At 40.8% G+C, this 24,306-nt stretch carries 29 protein-coding genes; 7 read left to right on the top strand and 22 right to left on the bottom strand.

Translation table 11 applies throughout. From position 1 onward, the window contains the following. Positions 1-15 precede the first annotated feature (15 nt). The 3 genes from AC3EBE_RS07490 to AC3EBE_RS07480 all read right to left on the bottom strand — a co-directional run bounded on the left by AC3EBE_RS07490 (position 16) and on the right by AC3EBE_RS07480 (position 2,917). Positions 16-1,377 carry an NAD(P)-dependent oxidoreductase gene (locus AC3EBE_RS07490; protein ID WP_488594390.1) on the bottom strand — a complete coding sequence of 454 codons (1,362 nt, stop codon included), beginning with the start codon at positions 1,375-1,377 and terminating at the stop codon, positions 16-18. 83 nt (positions 1,378-1,460) lie between these two features. Further along, on the bottom strand, positions 1,461-2,351 hold the full coding sequence (locus tag AC3EBE_RS07485) for a nitrilase-related carbon-nitrogen hydrolase (protein ID WP_488594389.1): 891 nt from the start codon (positions 2,349-2,351) through the stop codon (positions 1,461-1,463). Between the two features lie 368 nt (positions 2,352-2,719). After that, positions 2,720-2,917 carry a DUF378 domain-containing protein gene (locus AC3EBE_RS07480; protein WP_423410506.1) on the bottom strand — a complete coding sequence of 66 codons (198 nt, stop codon included), beginning with the start codon at positions 2,915-2,917 and terminating at the stop codon, positions 2,720-2,722. A gap of 172 nt (positions 2,918-3,089) precedes the next feature. Here AC3EBE_RS07480 and AC3EBE_RS07475 point away from each other — a divergent pair, with 172 nt between their 5' ends. Next, positions 3,090-3,965: a MerR family transcriptional regulator gene (locus AC3EBE_RS07475; RefSeq protein WP_488594388.1), complete on the top strand. Its 876-nt coding sequence runs from the start codon at positions 3,090-3,092 to the stop codon at positions 3,963-3,965. Positions 3,966-4,074: 109 nt separating this feature from the next. Here the strand turns inward: AC3EBE_RS07475 and bioB are convergent, their stop codons facing one another. The 6 genes from bioB to AC3EBE_RS07445 all read right to left on the bottom strand — a co-directional run bounded on the left by bioB (position 4,075) and on the right by AC3EBE_RS07445 (position 8,543). Further along, entirely contained in the window at positions 4,075-5,067 is a 993-nt protein-coding gene (gene bioB, locus AC3EBE_RS07470; protein ID WP_488594387.1) for a biotin synthase BioB, read from the bottom strand. 18 nt (positions 5,068-5,085) lie between these two features. Then, entirely contained in the window at positions 5,086-5,682 is a 597-nt protein-coding gene (locus AC3EBE_RS07465) for a biotin transporter BioY (RefSeq protein ID WP_488594386.1), read from the bottom strand. 168 nt (positions 5,683-5,850) lie between these two features. After that, positions 5,851-6,504 (bottom strand): DsbA family oxidoreductase, encoded by a 654-nt coding sequence (locus AC3EBE_RS07460; RefSeq protein ID WP_488594502.1) that lies wholly within the window; start codon positions 6,502-6,504, stop codon positions 5,851-5,853. A gap of 135 nt (positions 6,505-6,639) precedes the next feature. Continuing rightward, on the bottom strand, positions 6,640-7,215 hold the full coding sequence (locus tag AC3EBE_RS07455; protein ID WP_488594385.1) for a histidine phosphatase family protein: 576 nt from the start codon (positions 7,213-7,215) through the stop codon (positions 6,640-6,642). A gap of 125 nt (positions 7,216-7,340) precedes the next feature. Continuing rightward, the gene (locus AC3EBE_RS07450; RefSeq protein ID WP_488594384.1) at positions 7,341-7,493 is read right to left on the bottom strand and encodes a hypothetical protein; all 153 of its coding nucleotides are present in this window, start codon (positions 7,491-7,493) and stop codon (positions 7,341-7,343) included. Positions 7,494-7,835: 342 nt separating this feature from the next. Then, the gene (locus AC3EBE_RS07445) at positions 7,836-8,543 is read right to left on the bottom strand and encodes a DNA alkylation repair protein (RefSeq protein ID WP_488594383.1); all 708 of its coding nucleotides are present in this window, start codon (positions 8,541-8,543) and stop codon (positions 7,836-7,838) included. 272 nt (positions 8,544-8,815) lie between these two features. On the opposite strand from AC3EBE_RS07445, the gene AC3EBE_RS07440 reads away from it, so the two are divergent. Beyond that, positions 8,816-9,652 carry a DUF1206 domain-containing protein gene (locus AC3EBE_RS07440; RefSeq protein WP_488594382.1) on the top strand — a complete coding sequence of 279 codons (837 nt, stop codon included), beginning with the start codon at positions 8,816-8,818 and terminating at the stop codon, positions 9,650-9,652. Positions 9,653-9,777: 125 nt separating this feature from the next. On the opposite strand, the gene AC3EBE_RS07435 is transcribed toward AC3EBE_RS07440, so the two are convergent. The 8 genes from AC3EBE_RS07435 to AC3EBE_RS07400 all read right to left on the bottom strand — a co-directional run bounded on the left by AC3EBE_RS07435 (position 9,778) and on the right by AC3EBE_RS07400 (position 15,050). Next, the gene (locus AC3EBE_RS07435) at positions 9,778-10,227 is read right to left on the bottom strand and encodes an NUDIX hydrolase (RefSeq protein ID WP_488594381.1); all 450 of its coding nucleotides are present in this window, start codon (positions 10,225-10,227) and stop codon (positions 9,778-9,780) included. After that, positions 10,224-10,814: an O-methyltransferase gene (locus AC3EBE_RS07430; protein ID WP_488594380.1), complete on the bottom strand. Its 591-nt coding sequence runs from the start codon at positions 10,812-10,814 to the stop codon at positions 10,224-10,226. Before AC3EBE_RS07430 ends, AC3EBE_RS07435 begins: the two co-directional genes overlap by 4 nt. Before the next feature lie 18 nt (positions 10,815-10,832). Continuing rightward, positions 10,833-11,027, bottom strand: coding sequence for a hypothetical protein (locus AC3EBE_RS07425; RefSeq protein ID WP_488594379.1), 195 nt, complete (start codon positions 11,025-11,027; stop codon positions 10,833-10,835). Between the two features lie 76 nt (positions 11,028-11,103). Continuing rightward, positions 11,104-11,580, bottom strand: a complete 477-nt coding sequence (locus AC3EBE_RS07420) for a DUF5662 family protein (protein WP_488594378.1) — start codon at positions 11,578-11,580, stop codon at positions 11,104-11,106. A 120-nt stretch (positions 11,581-11,700) separates the two neighbouring features. Beyond that, positions 11,701-12,540: a class I SAM-dependent methyltransferase gene (locus AC3EBE_RS07415; protein WP_488594377.1), complete on the bottom strand. Its 840-nt coding sequence runs from the start codon at positions 12,538-12,540 to the stop codon at positions 11,701-11,703. 182 nt (positions 12,541-12,722) lie between these two features. Further along, positions 12,723-13,298, bottom strand: a complete 576-nt coding sequence (locus AC3EBE_RS07410; RefSeq protein ID WP_488594501.1) for a YdhK family protein — start codon at positions 13,296-13,298, stop codon at positions 12,723-12,725. Positions 13,299-13,914: 616 nt separating this feature from the next. Continuing rightward, entirely contained in the window at positions 13,915-14,634 is a 720-nt protein-coding gene (locus AC3EBE_RS07405; RefSeq protein ID WP_488594376.1) for a GNAT family N-acetyltransferase, read from the bottom strand. An 11-nt stretch (positions 14,635-14,645) separates the two neighbouring features. Then, positions 14,646-15,050 carry a hypothetical protein gene (locus AC3EBE_RS07400; protein WP_488594375.1) on the bottom strand — a complete coding sequence of 135 codons (405 nt, stop codon included), beginning with the start codon at positions 15,048-15,050 and terminating at the stop codon, positions 14,646-14,648. A 214-nt stretch (positions 15,051-15,264) separates the two neighbouring features. Between AC3EBE_RS07400 and AC3EBE_RS07395 the strand changes: the two genes are divergently transcribed. Continuing rightward, positions 15,265-15,390, top strand: coding sequence for a hypothetical protein (locus tag AC3EBE_RS07395; protein ID WP_488594374.1), 126 nt, complete (start codon positions 15,265-15,267; stop codon positions 15,388-15,390). A 517-nt stretch (positions 15,391-15,907) separates the two neighbouring features. After that, the gene (locus tag AC3EBE_RS07390; protein ID WP_488594373.1) at positions 15,908-16,465 is read left to right on the top strand and encodes an MEDS domain-containing protein; all 558 of its coding nucleotides are present in this window, start codon (positions 15,908-15,910) and stop codon (positions 16,463-16,465) included. Positions 16,466-16,862: 397 nt separating this feature from the next. Here the strand turns inward: AC3EBE_RS07390 and AC3EBE_RS07385 are convergent, their stop codons facing one another. Then, positions 16,863-18,170, bottom strand: a complete 1,308-nt coding sequence (locus tag AC3EBE_RS07385; protein ID WP_488594372.1) for a DUF4179 domain-containing protein — start codon at positions 18,168-18,170, stop codon at positions 16,863-16,865. Beyond that, positions 18,163-18,684, bottom strand: a complete 522-nt coding sequence (locus AC3EBE_RS07380; protein ID WP_488594500.1) for a sigma-70 family RNA polymerase sigma factor — start codon at positions 18,682-18,684, stop codon at positions 18,163-18,165. The genes AC3EBE_RS07385 and AC3EBE_RS07380 overlap by 8 nt, the downstream gene beginning before the upstream one ends. A gap of 558 nt (positions 18,685-19,242) precedes the next feature. On the opposite strand from AC3EBE_RS07380, the gene AC3EBE_RS07375 reads away from it, so the two are divergent. After that, on the top strand, positions 19,243-19,800 hold the full coding sequence (locus AC3EBE_RS07375) for an MEDS domain-containing protein (RefSeq protein WP_488594371.1): 558 nt from the start codon (positions 19,243-19,245) through the stop codon (positions 19,798-19,800). A 123-nt stretch (positions 19,801-19,923) separates the two neighbouring features. Here the strand turns inward: AC3EBE_RS07375 and AC3EBE_RS07370 are convergent, their stop codons facing one another. Beyond that, complete coding sequence (locus tag AC3EBE_RS07370) at positions 19,924-20,607, bottom strand: type 1 glutamine amidotransferase domain-containing protein (RefSeq protein WP_488594370.1); 684 nt, start codon at positions 20,605-20,607, stop codon at positions 19,924-19,926. A 189-nt stretch (positions 20,608-20,796) separates the two neighbouring features. Here AC3EBE_RS07370 and AC3EBE_RS07365 point away from each other — a divergent pair, with 189 nt between their 5' ends. Together AC3EBE_RS07365 and AC3EBE_RS07360 are read left to right on the top strand one after the other, a co-directional pair. Then, entirely contained in the window at positions 20,797-21,039 is a 243-nt protein-coding gene (locus AC3EBE_RS07365; RefSeq protein WP_488594369.1) for an ABC transporter, read from the top strand. A 191-nt stretch (positions 21,040-21,230) separates the two neighbouring features. Then, a complete protein-coding gene (locus AC3EBE_RS07360; RefSeq protein WP_488594368.1) occupies positions 21,231-21,929 on the top strand; it encodes a Dph6-related ATP pyrophosphatase in 699 nt (232 codons plus the stop codon). A 63-nt stretch (positions 21,930-21,992) separates the two neighbouring features. Here AC3EBE_RS07360 and AC3EBE_RS07355 read toward each other — a convergent pair whose 3' ends face one another. Then, positions 21,993-22,409, bottom strand: a complete 417-nt coding sequence (locus tag AC3EBE_RS07355) for a GNAT family N-acetyltransferase (protein WP_488594367.1) — start codon at positions 22,407-22,409, stop codon at positions 21,993-21,995. A gap of 117 nt (positions 22,410-22,526) precedes the next feature. Then, on the bottom strand, positions 22,527-24,110 hold the full coding sequence (locus tag AC3EBE_RS07350; RefSeq protein WP_488594366.1) for a cation:proton antiporter: 1,584 nt from the start codon (positions 24,108-24,110) through the stop codon (positions 22,527-22,529). Between the last annotated feature and the right edge of the window lie 196 nt (positions 24,111-24,306).

Here is a 24,306-nt window from a genome sequence, read left to right as displayed (position 1 = left end):
ACCTCCCTTAGTTTATTAGGCTGTTTCTGGAACCTGTCTGGAAAGCAGCTGGTGAATCGCATAGGCCGCATCCTTGCCTTGCTGTGCCGCGGATACAACCATCGCTTCTCCCTGTCCCTTGCCAAAAATAACATCGCCACAGGCGAACACTTTTTGATTCGAAGTCTGATACGTATCCTGGTCGATTTTTACTACACCGCCGTTATGCTCCAGCCCGAATTGATTCAGCAGGTCAATATATCTCGACTGGCCAATCGCTTTAATGACCGCGTCGACTTCTAAAATAAACTCAGAACCTTCCAATGCAACAGGGCGCCGTCTTCCATCTTCCCCAGGCTCCCCTAACACCATCTTCACACATTTGATGCCGTTCACCTTTCCATCTTTATCTCCGAGAATTTCCACTGGAGCTGTTAGCCAACGGAACTCAACACCGTCCTGCTTGGCAAATTCATATTCAAAATCGTAGGCTGTCATCTCGTCGACAGTACGGCGATAGAGGATTTTGACGTTTTCTGCACCAAGGCGGACCGAGCAGGTTGCTCCATCAATCGCAGTATTTCCTGCACCGATGACAACGACCTTTTTACCTAAAAATTGATTATCAATCTGTTTCGTCTTTGTCGCTTTTACGAACTCAATCGCATCATAGACGCCATCCAACTCTTCTCCCTTGACTCCAAGTTCAGGCACCTTCGACATACCCACTGCCAAAATGACGATGTCGTGCTGTTCCATGATCTCCTCAACAGATACATCGACACCGACTCTCGTATTCGTGCGGATTTTTACATCGAGGCTTTCGACTTGCTTCACTTCCCAGAAGGAAATATTCTGCGGCAAACGGAATGATACGATTCCATAGGTGTTTAATCCACCTGCTTTTTCCTCTGCTTCAAAAATCGTCACGTCGTATCCCAGCAATGCAAGCTCTCTTGCTGCTGACAAGCCAGCAGGTCCGCCCCCGACGATTGCAACACTCTTGCCATTCTTTTGTCCTGCCTGGAACAGCACCTGGTCATTCTTGATTGCCCAGTCGGTCGCATAGCGCTGCAGATTGCCAATCATGATGGGCTTTGTGGAATGATTCAGGACACAGGCGCCTTCACACAGCTCCTCAGTCGGACAGACGCGGGAACAGCTAGCCCCGACCGGATTTGCCGTCATGATCGTTTTCGCCGATCCTTTCAGGTTTCCAGAGGCAATTTTTTTAATGAACGTTGGAATATCAATTCCAGTCGGACATGCCTGGATGCAAGGAGCGTCATAGCAATACAGACAGCGATTCGCTTCCTCCAATGCTTCACGGTTTGTCAACGCTGGTTCTACTTCCTGAAAATTCAGCTGCAGATCTTCATATGAAATTTTCGCAGTCAATTAAACAACCTCCTCTATTGAAATCGGACAGAAAGAGGGCTTTACCTCCTGCCTGTGTAAAGCCCTGCCTGCCGTGTTGATTGTTATGGTAAAAGTGCCGTCATTTCGTCATACGTTTCCGGCCTGCGGTCACGATAGAACTGCCATGTATCACGGACTTCCCTGATCAATTTCTTATTCATTTCACCGATGATGACTTCATCCTGGTCACGGCTGCCCATCGCGACAAAGTTGCCGCGCGGATCGACCAGGTACGACTGGCCATAGAACTCGCCCATATTCCATGGACCTTCCGTGCCCACTCGGTTAATCGCTCCCACATAATAGCCATTTGCAACCGCATGGGCAGGCTGCTCCAGCTTCCACAAGTATTCAGACAAGCCGGCAACTGTCGCAGAAGGATTCAAAACTACCTCAGCACCCTTCAAGCCTAGCAATCTTGCACCCTCAGGGAAGTGGCGGTCATAGCAAATATAGACCCCTACTTTGGCGTAGGCTGTGTCGAATACCGGATATCCAAGGTTTCCTGGTTTAAAATAGTATTTTTCCCAGAAACCGCAGCCCTGGTCGCCGACACCGACATGCGGGATATGCTGCTTTCGGTATTTTCCTAGATAAGAGCCATCCGCATCGATCACTGCAGCAGTATTATAGTAGGTGGCGATCCCTTCTCTTTCGTAAATGGGTAAGACAATTACGACACCCAATTCCTTTGCCAGCTCTTGGAATAGCTTAGTCGTCGGCCCGTTTGGAATTTCCTCGGCGGCATCGTACCATTTCGGATTCTGCTCGGAGCAGAAATAAGGACCATAGAAAATCTCCTGCAGGCAGATAATCTGGGCACCTTTATCTTTGGCTTCCCTTACAAGCTTGATATGCTTCTCGATTGCTTTCTCCTTGTGAACCTCAACCGGCTCCCGGCCATCCACATCATTCGAAGCCTGGATCAGCCCAATTTTTACAGTGTCCGACATGATCAGTTCCCCCTTTTATATAAATTATTATTAGTTTTTGTCGTTTTTTGTAAGCGCTTACAATATTCCCGTAGAAACGACATCCATCTTGATGAGTGACCAGGTATGTATCCTTTTTAACTCCCCTTTCAGCTAAATTCTGAATAATTAGAAATCTATGTCTATTTTACAGGCTTCAAACTTCCATTGCACTATACAAAATGTCAAAAAAAGCACAGCATGTACTGTTCAAATTGTAAACTTGGGAGCACGGGGACGTACCTTCTGCTTCCATGGAAGCAGAAGGTACGTCCCCGTGATTCTAGTTGAATCTATGATTCTTAAAAAATAAAAAGAAGCATGAGAAACGTCCCCATGCTTCCGCTTCACTATTTATTTACTTTTGATAAAAGCGTCAGGCTGTAGATTGCTGCGAGCCCTACTAGGATATAAACCACTTTTGCGATCGGGCTGTCCATGCCTCCGAAGAGTCCTCCGACTAAATCCCATTCAAACAAACCAACCAATAGCCAATTCAAACCACCGACAATAAGCAATACTAATGATACCAGATTCAAAGTTTTCATTACTCCACCACCAATTGTATAATTTTTGTATAACCTTTCGAGTTTTATTATACAAAACTTATACAATATAAGCAAACATTTTTTGTTTTTTAATTAAAATGCCTATTTAAAGCGATTTTTATTGTGTAATTTTTGTATAACTTATCTATAATAAAGATTGGAGGTGTTACTTTTGTACAGCATCAAGCAAGTTTCGAAACTTTTGGATATCCCCGCTGTTACGATCAGGGCCTGGGAAAATCGATATCATGTCGTAATCCCTACCAGGACCGAGGGCGGGCACCGTTTATATAGCGAAAAGGACTTAGATACTCTTAAATGGATCAAGACTCAAGTCCACGATAAGAATATGAAAATCAGTGATGCAGTCCGACTCCTGCAGGAAGATGCTCCTTCCCTGTCAGCACCGGCCACTGAAAGTAATAAATATGAAGAGCTAACAGAAAAGTTATACCTTGCTCTAATTAACCTTGATACGCCAAAGGCAAACCAGATCGCTGACCTTGCTTTTTCATTGTATGATTATGAAGAGGTGTTTCACCATATATTAGTCAAGGTTTTGTATAAGGTTGGCGATGAGTGGGAGAATGGCTCCATCAGCGTAGCACAGGAGCATTTCTCTTCCCAGTTCATCATTAACCGCTGCACACAGTTCTTGAGGATTCTCCCAGTGAACCCTGCACTGCCAAAAGTATTGGCATTCTGTCCTGAAGGCGAGCATCATCAGATAGGACTGATGATTTTCAGTTTATTTTTAAAGAAAAAAGGTAACGAAGTCATCTATTTGGGTCCGAATACACCTCTTGAAGGATTGGCTGATTTAATCAAACTAAAAGACATCTCTGTTGTTGCAATTTCAATGACCAACCCCGCCCCGGTGAAAAAAGTGGAAAAATGGATCCAATCAAGCCTCAAAACCAACCCAACCCTTAAATTCATCGTCGGCGGCAGCTGCACCCAAAACTGTTCAAAACTCGAATCCAAATCCGTAAGCTACTCCCTCGGATTCGACTGGGAAGAATGGTATAACAATTTCATGAAAGTTTAAGCAAAGGGACGTACCCTTTGCTTCTTTTTTTACGATGAATTCAATCGAGAGCGCCAATAAAAAACCAACAAAAAAGGAAGCATGAGAAACGTCCCCATGCTTCCATCCTTTACACTAGTACTTCTTTTTCTGAAACATAATCAATCTCGAACCCGAGATCTTCTAGCATTTGATGATCAGCTGTACTTTCCTGTCCTGCAGTGGTCAAATAATCTCCTACAAAGATGGAGTTGGCAGGGTACAGGCCAAGCGGCTGGAGACTCCGCAGATTCACTTCACGTCCTCCGGAAATCCTTATTTCCTTCGAAGGATTGATGAAGCGCATCAGGCAGAGTACCTTTAAGCAGTAGCGAGGATTAAGTTCATCTGTACCCGCCAGCGGTGTACCGTCGATTGCATGCAGGAAGTTTACTGGGATTGAATCAGCTTCTAAGGCTTTCAGGCTTCTGGCCATTTTGACTACATCTTCCGTGCTCTCCTTCATGCCGATGATGACACCGGAGCATGGTGAAATCCCTGCTTCTTTGATCAATTCGACAGTTTGGACTCGATCCTGATATGTATGGGATGTCGTTATGGATTCATGATGACCTTCCGATGTGTTGATATTATGATTATACCGATCCACGCCAGCTTCCTTCAGCTTTGTTGCCTGATCTGGCTTTAACAGCCCAAGGCAGGCACAAACCTTCATATTATAGGAATCCTTGATTTCTTTTACTGCTGAAACAACTTCATCCACTTCTTTATTGCTTGGCCCTCTCCCGCTTGCGACAATACAATATGTCCCTGCATTGAGCTGATCGGCTTGTGCGGCTCCTTCAAGGATTGATTCTTTACTCATCATTCTGTACTTCTCAATCGGAGCGGTTGAAATGCTCGATTGGGCACAATAGCCGCAATTTTCAGGGCATAAGCCAGATTTGGTGTTGATAATCATATTTAATTTCACTTTGTTTCCATAGTAATGATGCCTTATTTTATAGGCACCATTCAATAATTCGAGCAGTTCTTCATCCGGACAATGTAGTATGCTCATTGCCTCCGCGTCTGTCAATTCATATCCTTCCAAAACATCCAGGGCCAATTTACGGAAATCCATGGTACCCCTCCTCATCGTTTATGCTGCACGGTTTACTTTTTTGAACTGGCTGCGGGAAAGCACCTTATGCTGCAGGCGATGTGCCATCATTCCGGCAAATACGGCCAGGATGATATCCTTTGGCAATGGCACGGCCATCCATAGCCAGGCAATCTTATAGGTAAAACCCTCTGGTGCAGTAAACCACAGCTTGTAAGCCATATACATCCAATTAGTGCCAAACACATAGTTGATGATCATGCCAACTAATGCTGCAAAAATATAGAATGGCAGAGTTTTCTTCTTTTCGATAATCAGGCCGGCAAAATAGGCTGTGAAAATGAAAGAGACAATGAACCCAAAAGTCGGGCTTAACAATGTGGCAAATCCGCCGCTAAACTTGGCGAAAACCGGCGCGCCTGCAAGGCCCACAAACGCATACACTCCCATCGATAAGGCACCAAGCCTGCTGCCTAAAATCGTTCCAGCCAGAATGGCAAAAAAGGTTTGCAGAGTAATCGGGACTCCGCCGATTACCATGAACGGAACAAAGGAAGTAATGTTTGCCCCTACTGCCATCAAGGCAACGAACATTCCTGCCAGAGTCAAATCTAGCGTACTTAAACGTTTTTTCATCTGAATCCTCCTGCTTTTAAAATTTTGTATAGATTCAGAATAATAGTTTCTTATATTTTATGTCAACCAAAATATATTTCAGTTTACATTAAACCAAATTAAAGCTAAATATAAAAAGAACCAGTCACCAAGCTCACATTTGTGAACTGGTGACTGGTTCTTATAGTTTTATTTCTTAGGAATCTCGCATCCATCTTCATCGCACATATCGCCATCGTCGTTGTTTAACATCGTTATGCCGTCCTCGGCTATTACTTTTGTCAACGCTTGAACGAATGCCTCAGTAGGCTGCGCGCCTGTAAGTGCGTATTTTTTATTGATCAAGAAAAATGGTACGCCGGTGATCCGGTACTGCTGTGCAGTCTGCTCATCGAAACGGACCTCTTCTGTCATTTCATCGCTTGCCAGCATTTTTGCAACTCCATCACGGTCCAGGCCAACCTCAACACCTAATTCTGTCAAGGTTTCATGATCACCGATATGTTTTGATTCTGTAAAATAAGCACGTAAAATTCGTTCTGTCATTTCATGCATCTTGCCATGCTTTTTCGCATACATCATCAATCGGTGGGCATCGAAGGTATTTGTCAGTATAAGAGTATCCATCTGATAATCCAGCCCCGACTCCTTCGCCATCTGCACCATATTTTGCGTGCTGGCCTTTGCCTGTTCGATGCTCATGCCATATTTCTTTGATAATGCCTCGTACATATTTTCTTTAATATCCTTACCCGATGTTGGATCCAGTTCAAAGCACCGATATGTGACTTCTACTGGATAGTCAATCTGCTTAATAGCGTCCTCCAGACGCCTTTTGCCAATATAGCAGAATGGTCAAGCAAAGTCCGTCCACATTTCAATCTGCAACATTTAATTCCCTCCCAAACGAAATTTCTACTATAGTATAGGTGTTAATCAGTTAATTTACACGTAATCTGTTTCGGGTATGGAAATTAACTATTGTATTCCCCAAACTCTTTTAACCTCCACTAACTCCTCGCCTTCAAAGCTCATCTTGTATACATCAGGTTTAGATAACTTATGTAAAAATTCCAGATTGTACTGAATGTCAAAATACGCCATCATTAAAGTCATTACTGCTCCATGTGTGCCAAGCGCTATTTTCTGGCCTTCATATTTCATTAACAGTCCCTTTAATACTTTTATCGCCCTGTTTTGGCACTCCAGATTCGATTCACCGCCTGGCCATGCATATTTATAATCACTAAATGACTGCTCCAGCAAAGGATTTAATTCTTCATCTGAGATCCGCATGTCTCCTGCAGCGAACTTTCTTTCTTTTAGGCCATCATAAAGCAAAACTTCTTTTCCACTGGTATCAGCCAGCTCTTGTATTGTGAGAATGGCTCTGGCGTAAGGACTTGACACGAATACGTCAATGTCCTCCTCTTTTAAAAGTTTCGTGATTCGTTTCGCATCCTCTCTCCCTTTCTCTGTTAAACCTCTATCTCTATCAATCTCACCTGTTTTCGGTGAATCCCCGTGCCTGACCATGTATATAAAAGTCCTCATATGCGTCTCCCGCTTTCGTTATTAAATACCCATGATTAAATTTCGCCAATTGCCTGAGAGAACCCTTTTTAAGAACCAGCATAAAAAAAGAAGCCCTGCAAAGCAGGACTCCAGTAAAATGTATACTAATGCACGCGAATTTCTTCATAAATATTTTCATCGTGATGCACTCTTGTATGTTTTGATTCAAGCCGTTCAAATTCATCCATTTCCATACCATGATAAGTTGCACCCAGCCACCAGCTTTTGAATTCAAAAATTAAATCGGATAACATCATGATTCCTCCCAATAGGGTTAATGGATTGTTTACGCTTACATTATATCATGTGAATGTTTTCACGTGAATAGTTTCACATAATGGCAGAATTGCAAAATTATACTGAAAATAGAGGTTGTTTGAAGACGAATTGCTTAAAAAGCCTTTGATCCTTTTGGCAATATCATTCATCTTTGATTTTATAATAAATTTTATTACGAATTAATGATTCCATAGTAACAGCAAAAATTGAACAAAAAAAGGCTGCGAATGCAGCCGGAATTTTTCTAACTCATATTTAGATTGAGTGCGAATATCTAAAATGTTTATAGAATGATCTCAGCTTTGCTAGTTCAATCTACCCTAACACCTTACATACTTCCGCTTAAAACCAATTCTCCCTTTATCTACGTCCTTTTGGATATTTACTGATGCATGCAGGATGCTGCTTTTTTTATTGTCTTTTACCATTTCGACTTCCCCTACAGACTTGGCGGTTTCCACCGCTTTTTCATGCAATGGTTTAAAGGAAACAGCGACCGTGTAGATAAAATTATTCATTGCGGATTTCGTTCGGTTAGGTGCTTCATGGATACTATTTTCCACCTGATCAAGCATCCTGGCAATTTTACTTTTGTCAAATTCGCTATCCGGCCGGTTCCCAAGAAGCCAGCAGTAACAGCTCCATCCGGCAGACATTCTCAGTTCCTCTCCGCTTGCAATCCATTTATCCGCTACCTTTTCCGCAATATCGGTTTCTGATAGCGTAACAGCCACCACATAATCGGACAGCATAAAAAAATACGCCCCATCCATCCACCGGTCAAAATCATCCTCATTCATCGCCATAGGGTCAGCAATGATCCCTGCAAAATACATCGCATCATAATTCCCTGTTGCATATAGCTGCTCGGCCAAAGGCTGGTTGATCTTGATTTTCTTGGCGAGCGGCTTCATCGCTCCTGTTGCCACGCCAAAAAGCGGTTCTTTGGCTCCGTTACTTATGTATGTTTTTTTCGTTCGTTCCTTGCCAAGTGATTCAAGCTCCTGCATAACTGTTTCAAAATCCATGGCACTACCCTTCCTTTCTTCATCCTATTCATTTTATCTTCAATTAGCGTTCTTTTAAAAGGCAATAATCCAAGGTGCTCTATTAAAAACTATTATACCCAACATCCAGGGATGAAAATAGAGCGGTTACCCTCCTCCTGACCAACCATATTTTCTATGCACATAACGTACCAGCACATTATTTGGCAGGAACTTTTAAAGAGAATAATTGTTTCTTTTCTCGCAAATCGGGAATTTTATAGTAAGAGATTTGCAGAGGAAGTGACCAGAAAATGAATTCCCTATCTCAGATAGATGTAAAGAATAAAGTGAGAGAAGTAAAACCATGGGTGCGCCGTTTTGCCCGATTAGGTTATTGGGCCAAAGGGATTGTATACGGAATGATCGGGGTACTCGCCGCATTAGCTGCCTTCGGACCAAGCGGCAAAATGACTGGTACATCCGGAGCACTCCAATCAATCGCCGAAATCCCCTTTGGTGAAGTGGCTTTATGGATCATAGGGATTGGTTTGATTGGCTATATTCTATGGGATTTTATAAAAGCGATTAAGGATCCTGAAAACGAAGGCTCTGATGCCAAAGGGCTCATAAAAAGAACTGGTTTTTTCATAAGTGGTCTAATTTACTCGAATTTAGCCTTTGGGGCAATCAAATTGGCAAGCCACACCGGATCCGCCGGCGGAGAAAACTCAGAAAAAACGATATCAGCAAAGCTAATGGAACAGCCATTCGGCACATGGATTATAGGATTAATAGGTGCAATTATTATTGGATATGGCATTTACGAGCTTTATAGCGGCATAAAAGAGAAATTCATGGCTAAATTCAAAACCTATGAGATGAATGACAAGGAACACAAAATCGCACGATTGTCAGGTAAAATCGGCCTTATTTCACGAGGCATCGTCCTAAGTATGGTCGGATTCTTTTTCATTCGCACCGCATACACTCAGAACCCAAATGAATCAAAAGGACTTGGCGGCGCATTAACAGAATTAGCAAGCCAGCCATACGGCCAAGTACTATTAGCAATCGTCGCCATCGGACTCATCCTATACGGCCTCTACCAAATCATCCGAGGCCGCTACCAACAAATAAACTTCGGCTGAAGCAGGGGGACGTACCCTTTGCTTCTTTTTATTGCCATATAAATTCAGGAACCAGAACAAGATAAAAAGGAAGCACGAGATCCGTCCCCGTGCTTCAAATTGGAGCATGAGAAGCGTGCTGTGCTTTACTTCTCATGAAAGATTTGTATTGGATGAAACTTTTCTTTCTGAATGGACTCAAATATTTGCCTCAAAACAGATGGGTCTCGCAATTCTTCGTTTTCAAATTTGCTGATTTCATTTATGGTGTACCACTTGCTATCGATGATTTCTTGTTCTTCCAGCTGTAACGCCCCTCCTGTGATTTCACCGATAAAATGAAATAAAATCACCTGATCGTTTGAACTGCTTATGAAATTGTATACTCCTGTTGTATAAGTCAGCCTAACTTCAAAACCTGTCTCTTCTTTCGCTTCCCTGCACGCTGCCACGAGTATATCTTCACCAGGCTCAATTCTCCCTGAAGGGAAATTCCACTTATTCATGGCGGTTGGTTTACACTCTTTAATCATCAAAATCTCATTATCCTTGATTATTGAGACACTTACTACTAACACAATTGCATTTTGGTTCATATGTTTCTCCGTTTCTTTGTAGCAAGAATGGCAGCTGCCGCAGGAGTCAAATAAATCTCTGTTGCGCAAAGGTCCTCGTGGTTTAGCCAGTATTCCCTAACCTTGTCCGGCTTCCCTTTCCATTCTTCCGGAAAATGTTCTTCAGGTGTAAAATCATCCATAAACAGTATTCCACCGTGATCCATAGCTTGAAATAATAGCTCCGCTTCAGAAGTTTTTGCAGCAGACGCATCAGCAAAGACAAATTGAAATGGGCCTTGTGACAGGACCTCTTTCCAATCATCACAAATAAATGTCGCTTGAGGATGAATAATCAAGCTTGTTACTGAATCTATTTTTTCCTTTGAATGGTCTACCGACACCAGCTCAATTGAAGGAGCAATAGCAGAAAGAATCCAGGAGCTGCCGACACCATAGCCTGTGCCGATTTCAAGTATTTTCCCTTTCGTTACTTGCCCAGCTAGAACAGCTAACAATCTCCCAGCCTCATCAGAGCAATAGTGACTGAATCCATGAGCTGACGATAATTTCTTTGCTGCTTTCACCATATCCGGTATCAATGTATTTGAGCGATAATCCGTAGCCATGTTAAGTTCCCTCTTTTTTCATTTCTTCTTTTCTATCATCTTCAACTTATGCAGGATTTGAAATAAAATCGTCGTTGTAAAACTAAATTGAAGTATGAACAACAGCAAATAAGTAAATTCGATATTCTCGGCACCAATCACAGCACCTAAGCCATAAACCAGAACAAAACTTCCAATAAAAGTAATGATGAATACAAACAACCAATTATCCATTTATTAAACTCCAATCAGCAAAGATTATATAAATTTAGCTTAAACATATACACTTCAATTTTCTCTGCAACTTTTTTCATTTCACCTTCTTTGCATTAAGGTGCTTTTCATTTACGCTTTTCAAAATAATTTTCAGTTCCCTCCTGGATTCAGGATGAAGGATTACCTTTTCAGTAAAATCCAATGTCGAAGGCTTTACCTTTCTTCCCCACCTTCTTGAAAAAGAGCGCCAGTCACAAACCATTTCCATCAAGTATTTTCGCGGCATAGGCAAGGCCAGCTGTTTTTTCGGGTCAACTACCCAATGCTCCCAATGATGTTTGTTTTTATGCTGATTGTTTAGCCAGGCATATTTCCATTGCAATTCTGCCTTATGACTTAATTCTTCATTTAAGAAGAACTTCCTCGTATAAGGAAAAAATTCCTTAGGTGAAAGCTTTGATAAATCATGGGTAATCCACTGTATGTACAACCCCATTTTCCAGCACTCGATAAGAACATTCATTTTATGTTCAAGGATATACAGGAAGTTTCTCCAGCAGGCTAAAAACACGAAGACACCCCCCCTCATGTGTGCTTAAATCCTTCATATTCCTTATTTTAATTGCTGATCCAAAATTAACATTGTTATCCTCTTCATTTAAAAAATTTTGTGATCCCGTTCCTGGAAAACTTACATCTGCTCTGCCCCCTGCTTCATTACAGCCTTTACTATTAAAAATTGAGGACTCCTCCTAAGCTTCTCATAACCCTCTGGTGATTGAAGCCTAAAGTTTTCTGTTGGTTCGGGTTCGATTACTTTTTCTATGGAAAAGTACTTTAAGGTAGGATTCAAGATATCCTGAAGCGGCCTTCTGTAAAATGGCACCTCAAAAACCTCCCCATCTTTGGTCCATTGGTCTATGATCAGTTCGGTGTCGTAGTAATGTGGTTCTTTCAATAATTTTATATCCGAAATGGGATGATGCACCGAGAATAGGAAAGTGCCATCAGGCTTTAAAATCCTTTGAAATTCACTGAAGGTTTTATCCCAGCTACTAAGGTAATGAAGAGTAAGAGAACTTAAAATTAAATCAAACGATTGATCCTCAAACGGCAATACATTTTCTAAGTCAATGCAGAAGATATCAGCTCTATTCCCTGCTCTTCTTTTTGCTGAGCTGACCATCTCAGGGCTAGCATCAACTGCTACAACCTCTGCACCTTTATCAATAAGGTGCTCCGTATACCATCCAGCCGCACAGCCAGCATCAAGAGCCTTCCTGCCTTGGATGTCAGGCGGCAAATTATTGATCATGGAAGGCCGCTCATATTCGCTATTGTATAAACTAGTTTTATCAACTGTTTTTTCATAAACTGGTGCGAGTTGATCAAATGCTTTTCTGACTTGTTCTTTCATTATCCACCTCATCACAAATCCTGATCGGGCCCTCACCTCAAACATTCCAGGTATTTGCATCGCCCGGCTTTGACTGCTTTCAAAATGCTTTGCTTCCACTATCTCAACTTCCACATAAAAACATTTCTCCCTATATTTCGCCAATTACCGGACGATAACCTTTTATTTCGGACATGTAAAAGGAAAAATCAATCTGCCTTTTGTATACCTTTAAAAGTAGATTCAAAGTCCATTAAAAAAAGCCAAACAACACCCGAAAGTGTACATTTGGCTTTTGAACCATTTTCAGTTAATTTTTACTTCACTGGTGACAATTCACTTTCAACAACCCATTTATGATTCTCCACTTTCTCTCCTGCTGTAGTAGTAAAGTCCAGCATATAGACGGTAGTAGCTACTGCAGATTCGATAACAGCCTTTGCACCTTTCATCCCCTTCATATGGTCCGCGTCAAGGATAACTTCAGTTCCTGGTGCAAGAGGTGCTTCTCCTGCGTTTTGTATTTCTTCATGGATCACCCATTTATGATCTTTCACCGGCTCTCCGCCAGTTGTAGGATAATAAGTTACAGAATAGGCAGTCGTGTCAAAAGCACCTGCGATGGTGGCAACTGCTCCCTCCATGCCTGGCATATGATCTGCTAAAATCACAGCCTTGCTGCCAATTTTATAGGTTGGACTCTCTGCTGCTTGAAGTCCTTCAGGAACTTCACCTGAACTCGACATCGTCTCGGCGAGCTGTGCGTCAATTGTTTCTTTTACCTCAAGCACTGTAGACCTAACTTCCTGAATCAATCCTTTTATTCCTTCAGCAGAAGCATCTGCTCCGCCATGCTTCGTTATGGCAGCCAAATGTTTCTCCGTACCATTCAGACGATTTTGCAGCGTACTAATGTCTTCTAAATATTCTTTATACCTTTTTACCTTTTCGTCAGTTAGCGGAGCTTCTCCTAGGGAAGCTTTAATATTTTCGATTTCCGTTTTGACTGCATTCACTTTCTTTTCTACTATGGCCAATTTCTTTTCTGCTTTAATTTCAGCTTTTCCTTCAGCATTTACTTGTAATTTAACTCCGGGACTGTGGGCATCAGCTGAAACACCACCAGCTGAAAACACAAGACTGAGGGATGCTAAACCTAACCCTGAAATCCTTAACAATTTATTCTTGGGCATACAGTTTCCTCCTTTAATAAAGTTTACACGGCAACTTTACCTCTTAAAAATGGATTAAAACACATGCTGTTTTTTTACTTATATTTACCAACAGTGGTTTTACCTATAGTGTAAGTATTCTCCTTTCAACTATTCATGTGATAGTTATTTCTTTTTCACTGTAAAAAAAAGAACATAAATCCATTTCGGATCTACGCTCACATTACACGTGAAGCATTCATAATAATACCTGCAAAGCCACCACTACTTTTTTCTATCAAAATGGCAAGATACCGCATTCAAGGAATCAACGAAGTAACCAAATGGTAGTGCTCAACTATAAACAATATTCCAATGAAACAAGATTACTTTGGTTCTGAACGCAGCCATTTTCCAGCATAATTTTTTTCATGGCTATATTATTGATGCTTGTCGAACCAAGGTACGATTTTGCATTGAATTCACTTTGTAACCTATGCAGGCCTATTAAGTGAAGGCTCTGACCAAGCCCTTTCCGCAAAAAATCCGGGTGCATTCCAATCCAAAAAATACGCCCTTCTTGATCTGTTTCTGGTTCGATGTGAGGAAAAACTATCCCGGCAGGCTGATTTTTAACTATTAATACTGTATACATTTTATCTGCTTGGGAAGGTAATTCCGTTTTCATATTGGTTAAAAACCTCTTCGCCTCAGTAAAACTACTGTTCATTACCTCAGATAAAAAAGAAATGGAGTCCGATTTCTCCAGCGCCCAAATTTCAAAATCAGGCAATGAATCGTTTACTGGTTGTGTGAAGACCTTAGTAAAGATCACTCTTTCATCAATAGTTTTCATTTTTTCTTTTGTGTAAGTTAATTGGTTCAGTAGAGTTTTAGGACACTGAAAGATTATTTTTTTTTGTTTACTCAGTTTTAAATTATTTATAAGATGGTTCATTGCTATATCAATTTCAGATGTGTTGGTTACCTTGTCTTCTAATATTTCCAAGATGATTTCATGATCATTTTTTATGTGATGGATACCTGCTAATTTCAAATTCTTCAATAGTTCAGCCATACATATATCCTTTATTCCTCTATTAGATTTACAGAAACAGCTTTAATAGCGTATCCCCAAACATCAGGTCCAGCCTGTTTTTTATATGTAATTATGACTTTATCTCCTTTTTTTACCTTCCTGTAATCCGTGCCACTAATCGAAAAATAGTTCCCTTTTGTCCCATGATCCTTTGCTGGTTTTTGCGCAAGTTGATCTAGTGCAGAATCCGGATATTCTACAATATCTTTATGGGGATATTCTTTCAAAATGAGGGCAATGTAACGACCCTCTTTTTTTTCGGTAAAAGCAACATATCCTTCATATTTTTCATAGAACATTCCAATCACAGGAGTGATTACGAAAAAAAGGATAATACCAAGGGCTAAAACAAGAATGGCTATCGTTAAAATATTGCTCCAGTTTTGCCTCAACATTTCCCCTCCAAAATATAATATATCTCACTTTTCAGTGAACGATCGATATTCATACCTACCAATGAAGTTGCTGCTTTTTTCTAAATTCGAGCAAAAATTAACAATATCCTTCTTTAACCCCTGTTTGTTGCAATGAATGTATGAAAATCCATCATTAAAGAATATTCAGCTTAACTATGTACCAAAATATCTATGTTCAAAAGGAGGTGGATCCATGCCGAACCAAAACGATAACAAATTTAGAAAAATCCAATCAGAAAGCTTCAAACAAGGAAAATCGCAAGAAGAATACGCAGCCGAACTCGAAATGAACAAAATCAAAGCACAAAAAAGAAAATAGAAAGTAAGGGGCGTGAAGCAAGGGGACGTACCCAGTGCTTCCATGTAATTAAGATCATTTACAGATGCGAGAAACAAACCCAAAAAGGAAGCAGGAGAAACGTCCCCCTGCTTCCAAAAAGGCTGGCCAGCGGTTAGTAACACTCACTTGCTGTCAGCCTTTAATAATTTTCTACATAATTTCCACAAACCATATCTTTCCACCAAAAGAAAAGACAATACCGCAGAAATACACATCTCCTACAGATTTCTTTTATGTATATCTCTCGATGCCTTCAAGCAGCTTCTCCATTAGCTAAAAGAAAAAGTAACTATGAAACAAACCTATCGCCTGATACATAAGTTTCCATAATAATCATTTTCTAAGTTTTTTAAAAATGGAGTTTTGGAACTATGAATCTTTACCACCCATAACTCCCTATATACTTTACTCCTGCATTAATGTTAAACTTTTTAAGACTGGTACCAAATTCAGGAAATCAGGATTGCATTTTTATGATTATAGAAGGAGGTATCGTATGGTATCCGCGGACCCAAAAAGCTTAACGAATATAGATGTAGGTCATATCTTTTATCGATTCCAAAAGGCAGAATCTTATATAGATAATTTACTGTCATTTATTAAAGCTGGATTAGAGCGCAACCAGCACATTCTTATCATTGACAGTATGAGAAACCTTCCTATGATCATCGAAAAGATTCAATATATATTTACAGCTGAACAGCATGCTTCCATCAGCTTAGTGAACAATTATGATTATTACCTTTCAAATGGAGACTTCAACACCCATAACATTCAATCTCATTTCCAAAAAGATCTTTCCCACTCTAAAAATCAAAATTTATCAATTCGCACATGGGCCCACGTCGAATGGGTTTCGACTGAACCCGATACCCAGTTGCTTAAGAATTTCGAATCGCAATCAGATGTTTTGGTATTATCGAAAAACATCCTTTCAGTTTGCGCATATTCCGTAGATAATTTAACCTCAACCTTAAATGAAGCACTAGAAAAACACCATAAATATATAATGACAGATTCTGATATCTCATTATCAACTATTTATGAAAAATAGTTTGTGTAGCATGGGGACGTACCATGTGCTTCTTTTAATATGCTAAATGGATCTAATTATCCAAATATAAAGTCTCTTTTCTAATAGTTTGTTGCTTTTCTACAAACTTTTGCAAGAAAAATCCCATTTTCTAAAGGTAACTATATGTTTTTAAAAAAAGCATTGTAATAAAAGGCTGTTGATTTTCGCTCCAGGCGCTTCGCTTTCCTCGGGGCGTGCGGTGAGCCTCCTCGTCGCTGCGCTCCTGCGGGGTCTCACCTGTCCCGCTGCATCCCGAAGGAGTCTGCGCGCCTTCCACTGCAATCAACAGAATCTAAATTCAACATTGATGAATGCAACAATCTTTGCGAAAAAAGCCATTGAAAAAGGAAGCAGGAGAAACGTCCCCCTGCTTCCACTATTTTAGATTGACGATGAATTCGTCAAAGAGAATTGGTTTGAGATATTCGTATGTCACGAGCTTTAAACCTTGCTTCTTCCCTGTCTCAAATTCTTGCCTGAATGTATTTCCGTGAATTCTTTCTGCCATTGGCTTTTCCCTCGATAACAGGTTATTGCCATTGCTGTCCTGGATGTAAATCGGGTTTCTGGAAGCATGATTGTCAATAATCGTATCGCTTTGGACCTCGAATTCAACAATCGTTTTGTCTCCCTTCTGCTCGATTACTTTAATCAAAATCTTGCCGAATTCGCCCTGATCCAAGATGAATGGCAAACTCACATTATCCAAATCTGCCGAAACAACTTTGTATCCTCGTTCATTACTTGGAAAAATATGAGGGATGACCCTGACAGTATTTGTCCCTTCCATTAATGGAGAGTAAAGAAAATCAATATCGGCAACTTCCTTACCACCGACCGTTTCCCCTGAACCATGGCCGCTAACTGTATCGAGGACATTTCCTTTTTCATCGATTACGTAGAAGAACAATTGATACGGGTCAATGCCACCCGCCTTCGTATCAGATATAACTTTTACCGATAGATCAGTTCCAGCAGGCCCGATTTTCAGGGAACTGATTTTCATTTCTGTACCAGGTACTTTCATCGTTTCCTTCGGCCTTACGACAGTCACTTTACTTGATTGCTTCACTGGAAAAGCGAATTCCCATTTACCAGGAATCAACCCGACTGCATCAATCCTCATTTTTAAGTCAAAGTTTTCAGGCAGCTCTTCTGTCGGATTAAGATCCATGTAGCCAACATACTTTTGGGGAGTGGCATATTTCCCCGTGTACCCAGAGGCGAAGTTGATTTCTTTTCCATTTACCCTGATCGTCGGACGCTCAGGGCTTCCAAGCGGCATCAAGGATTCCTGGGTATATCCGATTGTCAGCCTTGTTCCATCATAAAAAACTTCATTTATTGTAAAAGTGATTCCGCTATCTTTTACCGATTGCCCTACAAACTGTGTCAGCCCCTTCTGGCCGGCAATCCTTAACCCTTCATCACCAACATCATTAAAAAACGTCCCGACAACCGGAATAGTCGATGCGACCTTTGCCATCGCAGGTGACACCATCGCTGAGCCAATAAAAAGGCCAAAGCTGGCGGCAGCCGCTCCAAGCGTGTAAAGAACCTTTCTCCTGATTGTCTTTTTCTTAGGCGTGCCATGAACCGTCCTTGCGATAATAGCATCAAGCTTATCTACCGGCACCTCAATTTTATCCAGCGCATTTTTCAAATCCGGGAATTGGTTATTCATTGACACAATCCTCCTTCAACTTGTTTCTCAATAAATTAACCCCTCGATGAATATTTGTTTTAACAGTGCCTTCTGGACAATTTAGGATGGAAGCAATCTCTTTTACCGAGCAGTCCTTGTAAAATCGTAAAATGAGGACTTCCTTGTATTTCTCATCCAGCTCCATAACAGCCTGAAGCAAATCAGAATCCTGTTCAGCAGGAAAATAAGGTGCAGCCTTGCTTTCCAAAATCTCCTTATCCATCGGGATGACCCGCTTCTTCTTTTTCAGCACATCAATAGCAGTATTAATAAGGATCCTCGTCAGCCAGGTGGAAAAATACTGTTCCTCCCTCAACCCCTGAATCGAGACAAGTGCCTTGTAAACTGTCTCCTGGAAAACCTCCAGCGCATCAGCCTCATTCTTCATATACACATAAGCAATCTTATAAAGCCGCACCTTTTCTACGTTCAACAACTCTTCAAAAGCCTTCTTGTTACCCTTAATCGCACGGCGAACCATTTTCTGATCAATCAAACAGTGCCCCTCCCCTCTTCCCATGTTAGATAAACCATCTATGTAAAACGTTTCATTATGTATAAAAAATTTTAAGAAGCACGGGGACGTACCCAGTGCTTCACTCTATCCCTCAGCGATTCCAATATACGCCCGACGATTCATATGCTTAATTTTCCCCGTTATATTAAATAACGGAGGCCCTTCCAATAACTTCATCTACCCCAATAATGCCACAATTTCACGCCCACAACCAGGTGTACTCACCATTCATTTTATAAGAGATTTCACTATTCATTTTTAAGTATTGCAATACGCTGCAAGCACGGTGTTCACTTTCGCTTCCGCCTAGTACTGAAACGTTTCTATCGTTAACTTATATTCAGGCGATAACATCACTCTCAACGAAGTATTCTTTCAGGAAAATGGAAGCACTAGATCCGTCCCCTTGTGCATTTGACTCTCTTAAAGCGGGACTGTCAAATTCCTCCATATACTTGATGCGGCGTTAATGTTAAGCTTAAGGAGGATAAAAACCAAAATCAGGGAGAATAGATAGAATATGGAGGTGTAACAATGGCACCTGTAACTCAAAAGGAATTAAAAAATGTAACCGAAGGACATATCTTCTATCGATTCCAGGAAGTTGAACCATATTTAGATCATTTAAGTTCATTTATTCAAGCGGGAATAGATAACAACGAACAAATCTTCATAATTGACAGCATGAGAAATCTCCCTGCTATTATCACAAAAATTAAAAGTCTTTTTACTATAGAACAGCAAGCCGCTATTCATTTAGCCAACAATTATGATTACTATCTTTCAAATGGAGACTATCACACACATACCATTCTTAAACATTTCCAAAAGGATCTGTCCCTGCTTAAAAAGGACAACTCATCGATCCGTACGTGGTCTCAGGTAGAATGGGTTTCGACTGAAAATAATGCTAAGTTATTAAAAGATTTTAAATTCCAGTCGGATGACTTTGTTATTAATGAACAAATGATTTCGGTTTGTGCATATTCATCTGCTCATTTATCTGACAGCTTGAATGAAGCACTGAAAAAAACGAACAAATATTTTATGACTGATGAGGATTTATCATTATCTACATCGTATGTATTTTAGGGATTTCAATCGAAATTCCTTTTTTTGTTATAAGTTCCCTCCCATGAAGATGACTGAATCGCGCCAGGTTATCTTTCGTTTCACCACTAAAAAAGCACCCCTAAAGGTGCTCATTCAGCATACTTATTTATCTTTTCTTTCAAATGCTTTCACTAACTCTTCTCCCATTAGTTCAGAGGAGAACGGGTCTCTACTGGTTACTATTTGTTCATCTGCCCATACGGCATGGCCAGTTTTTTCGAGGTCCCCCGTTTCATAGTCGCTGATTTTGCGCAGCTCCTGTTCGAGGCTAAACGGCAGGATATCGAGTAACCCTGCTGGCTCCATCACATCGGGATAGCCGGTAACCTTCTTGCCTGCAACAAAGCTCTCGCCATTCGGTCTCTTCGCAAAAACCAATGGAGCTGGTCCATGACATTCAGCAGCGACAATCCCTCCCTGGTCATAAATACGATTCATAATTTCGTGCAAGTTCTCGTCCTTTGCCAAGTAGTACATCGCTCCGTGCCCACCGACGATTAGCACTGTATCATAATCAGCCGGATCCACATCTGAAAGCTTCTTTGTGTGATCAGCTTTACCAGATTCATATAGCTTCTTATAAGTACCATCCGGATCATAATCCTCACTAATACTCATCTGGTCAATCACTGGCTTGCCCCCTTGCGGCGAGGCTAATTCTACCTGGTGTCCCGCCTTCTCAAGAAGCAGCATGGGAGCAAACAGTTCCTCTCCCCACCAGCCTGTTTCGTAATTATTCTTCTCATCTTTATGTCCACTTGATAATACAGCTAAAACTTTTGCCATTGAATATTCCTCCTTCTTATCAGCACTGTGGTTATTTTCCCTTTCTGATACCAGATTACACATAAGTTTTATTTTCAATCATTTCCTTTTCTCAGCATTAGCCTCTTTTTTCCTTAAAATAAACAAACAGACAAGCAAATGCATACGATACTAGTGAGAAAAAATTCATTTTGATAGGCGGTGAATTTTATGGGATTGAATTTTTCTAACTGCAGCGTGTTTGATATTTTCCTTGGCTTCTTGGTAGGCCTTGCCTTTTTCCTGCTTGCCATTCTTGGAGCAGTTGCAGGGTTTTTAGGAGGTATTGGATTAGGTGCAATTGCAGGAACTGTAGCTAATATTCTTGCTGTCATTGGCTTCCTTGTACTTCTTTTCTTGGGATACTGTATTCTAAGAAGAGTATGGGGCTGCTGTTTTGGGCGGGATTGTTAACAGTTAGTTCCTTTGGTGAAAAATAAGCTAATGCAGCCCGATGAGAATATCCCTATTCAAACTTCACTGGATAGGGATATTTTTTGTTCTGGCTTTTATAAAAGGTGGGTACTGATTCATCCTCCAATCTGTTACGATAAGGGAGAATTTTATAATATAAAAAAGTACCAAATAAAAGGTTGTGATATCCATTGAATAGGCATCTGGGTAATAATGTGGCAGTTAGCTGGAGCGGCGGCAAGGATTGTGGCCTCGCTTTGTATCGCGTTTTAAAGGAAATGAAGAATGTTGTATGCTTGATTTCCATGGTATCGGAAAAAGATCAACGGAATCACGCGCATGGAATCAGATTGGAGATTTTAAAGGCCCAGGCGAAAGCAATTGGATTACCATTAATCTTAGTAGACTCTGCAGGCGAGTATGAAAACTCTATGATTAACGCCCTAACCAGTATAAAAGAACAGCAGGGTATTGAAGAAATCGTGTTCGGCAGCATATATTCCAAAGAGGACCGAAAGTGGAATGAAGAAGTAGCAGGTAAAGCGGGATTAAAGGCTGTTTTCCCAGTATGGATTTCACCAAAAGATTCATTGCAGCTGCTGGAGGAGTTCATATCTCTTGGTTTTTCGGCAACAATTTGCCGCGCATCTGAAAAGCATCTGGATCAAACATGGACAGGAAGAATGCTAGATTGGAGTTTTTTTAAAGACATCCAGGAGAGGAATGCTTGTGTAATGGGCGAAAACGGAGAATATCATACATTTTTGTTAGATGGTCCGGTTTTCAAACGACGCGTAGAAGTAGTCCAATCAGGAGTTGTGATGAATGCTGGGCTTTGGTCTTTGGATATAAAGAATTGCCGACTGGTTGAAAAAGAAGCGAATACATAAGTTCCGCATTTATAAAAAATCGGGCTGCACAAAGTTCAAACATGCAGCCTTAGGTTTGTCCCCCTACTCATTAATCGTCTTTCTAAATCCATAAAATGGCCGATACCCTTTTTGTTCATAGTAAGTATGTGATGTACTGCTCGCAAGCATTTCTATTCTTGTTGTTGGATATAAGGAATGTACATAGTTTAAGAGAGTCTCTCCGATACATAAGCCTCGATAATTCTTGTGTATTAATAGTTCGCATATATACAATGTCACAGCCTGGTCCGTAAGCCCTCTGATATATCCAATAATCTGGCCGTTCACTTCAGCTACATAAGCAATGTTTGAATTGTTCCATGCTTCCTTAGTGATTTGTTCTTTTTCCACAAGATTATTCCATTGCTCCGCTGCGTTAAGTTCATTTATTTGGATAAAATCGAATTCATTGTATTTTCTTATCTCAGCAATCTCGTCGGTTTTCAGTTTGATTTTCATCGATATCCCTGCCTTGTCCTAATAAATCTAAGTTATTATTCTTTATTTAACAGGCTCAATCCTTCAATAAAAAATAAAAATAAAAAGTGCCGCCAGCTTAACGGCAGCACTTTTCAGTTACCCTTCTTTCTCAGCAGATAGTTTAACAATCGACTCTGTAAGTTCCTTGCGTTCCGTTTCGGCTGTTTCTGAAGAGATGATATCTTCCTGTAATAGTTTGTCGACAGCTTCATGCTCGGCGTAAAAAACAACCTTACGCAATGTCTCCACCTGTTTATTCTTCAGTTCCGGATTTCTGCGGTACAATTCTTCCAGCTCAGCGATTACGATTTCCAGCCTCCTCCGGTATTTATCCACATATTCATCCGTAACCGTCTTTGTGAGGTAGAACTTCCCTTTTGCATCACTTATTTCTTGCAATGCCCGTTCATATCTGTGGGCTTTAGAAAGAAGTAACTCAAATTCTCCGTATTCCTCCCCTTTTTTGTTTATCCCCAAGTAGGATATAAGAGGTTTGATCGTTAAACCCTGTACTACTAGTGAAAAAAGGACAACACTGAATCCCAAAATCAAGAGTTCATCCCTGCCGGTAAAATCCCTGGGAAGGCTCAACACCAGTGCGATAGAAAGTGAACCCTTAAGTCCGCCCCAGTTTAGAATGTGTTTCCACCTTATGCTGAAATCCCTTATAAATGACATGCTAACATAGACAGCTGCACTCCTGGCGATCAGCACGATGATGATTGAAAGGATAATCAATCCCCATTTATCATTTATATCAATCCTGGTGATTTCAAGTCCGATCATTAAAAACACAATCGAGTTGGCCATCAGTGCAGCAACATCCCAAAAATTATTGATGTTCAGTTTTGTCGTTGGAGTCATTCCGATTTTCGCACCATAATTACCAAAGACCAGGGCAGCGACAACTACTGCAATTACACCAGAAGCATGCATGCTTTCTGCTATCAGGAACGAGCCGTAAAACAAAAGAATACTGAAAATAATCTCTAAAGGATAATCGTCAAAATACTTGGTCAGAATAGAAAACCCATATCCAAGCGCTCCTCCAACAATCAGCCCAAGAGAAATGACCCTGATGAAATCCCATATCCCCATGCCAAGACCAGACCAGCCAGCATCCATGTACGAGATCAAAGAAAAGGCTGAAATTTTGAAGAGAACGACAGCAAGTCCATCATTGAATAAACTTTCGCCTTCAATAACAACTGCCAGCCTCTTTTTCACACCTACACTCTTAAAAATAGACAGCACACTTACGGGGTCAGTTGCACTCATCAAAGCACCGAACACAAAAGCAGCCGGCAGCGAAAGCCCTAAAAAGTAGTGTGCCGAAAACCCTATGATCAAGAAAGAAAGCAAAGTCCCTCCAAATGCCAGAGCAAGAATCGGTTCTTTATTTTCCTTCAGGTGTGAAAAAGGAAGCTTAAGAGCCGCTTCACCAAGCAGAGCAGGAAGGAAAAGAGTAATGATGACAAAGTTGAATATTTCACCTTCAGTAATGAACATTTTCAAAGGTTCCAGCAATGGTATGTTCAATAGACCAATTAAGGCACCAACGATTACCAGTGCTATCGGGTAAGGCTGCTTCACCTTCTTCGCAATCGCCGTAATACCTGCAGCAATCAGTACTAAAAAGAACCCAGTTTCAAATATTGCGTGCAAATTAACTTCTTCCAATAAATTCACACTCCCATCCATTCAATACTTTTGCATTTCCCTATTGGGTAGTATTAAAACTGCTCATGCAGCAAGAATTTCTATTAAGAAAACAAGAATTCTAAAATTACACCTTCTCATCCATTTACCTTTAAATACCACCTTAAACATTATTCACAATTCCCACCGAAAATATAAAAAAGGAAGCACAGGGACG

It is taken from the genome of Mesobacillus sp. (assembly GCF_057785455.1).
The sequence above is the reverse complement of the archived record's forward strand: the minus strand, read 5'-3'. Positions and strand labels throughout refer to the sequence as shown.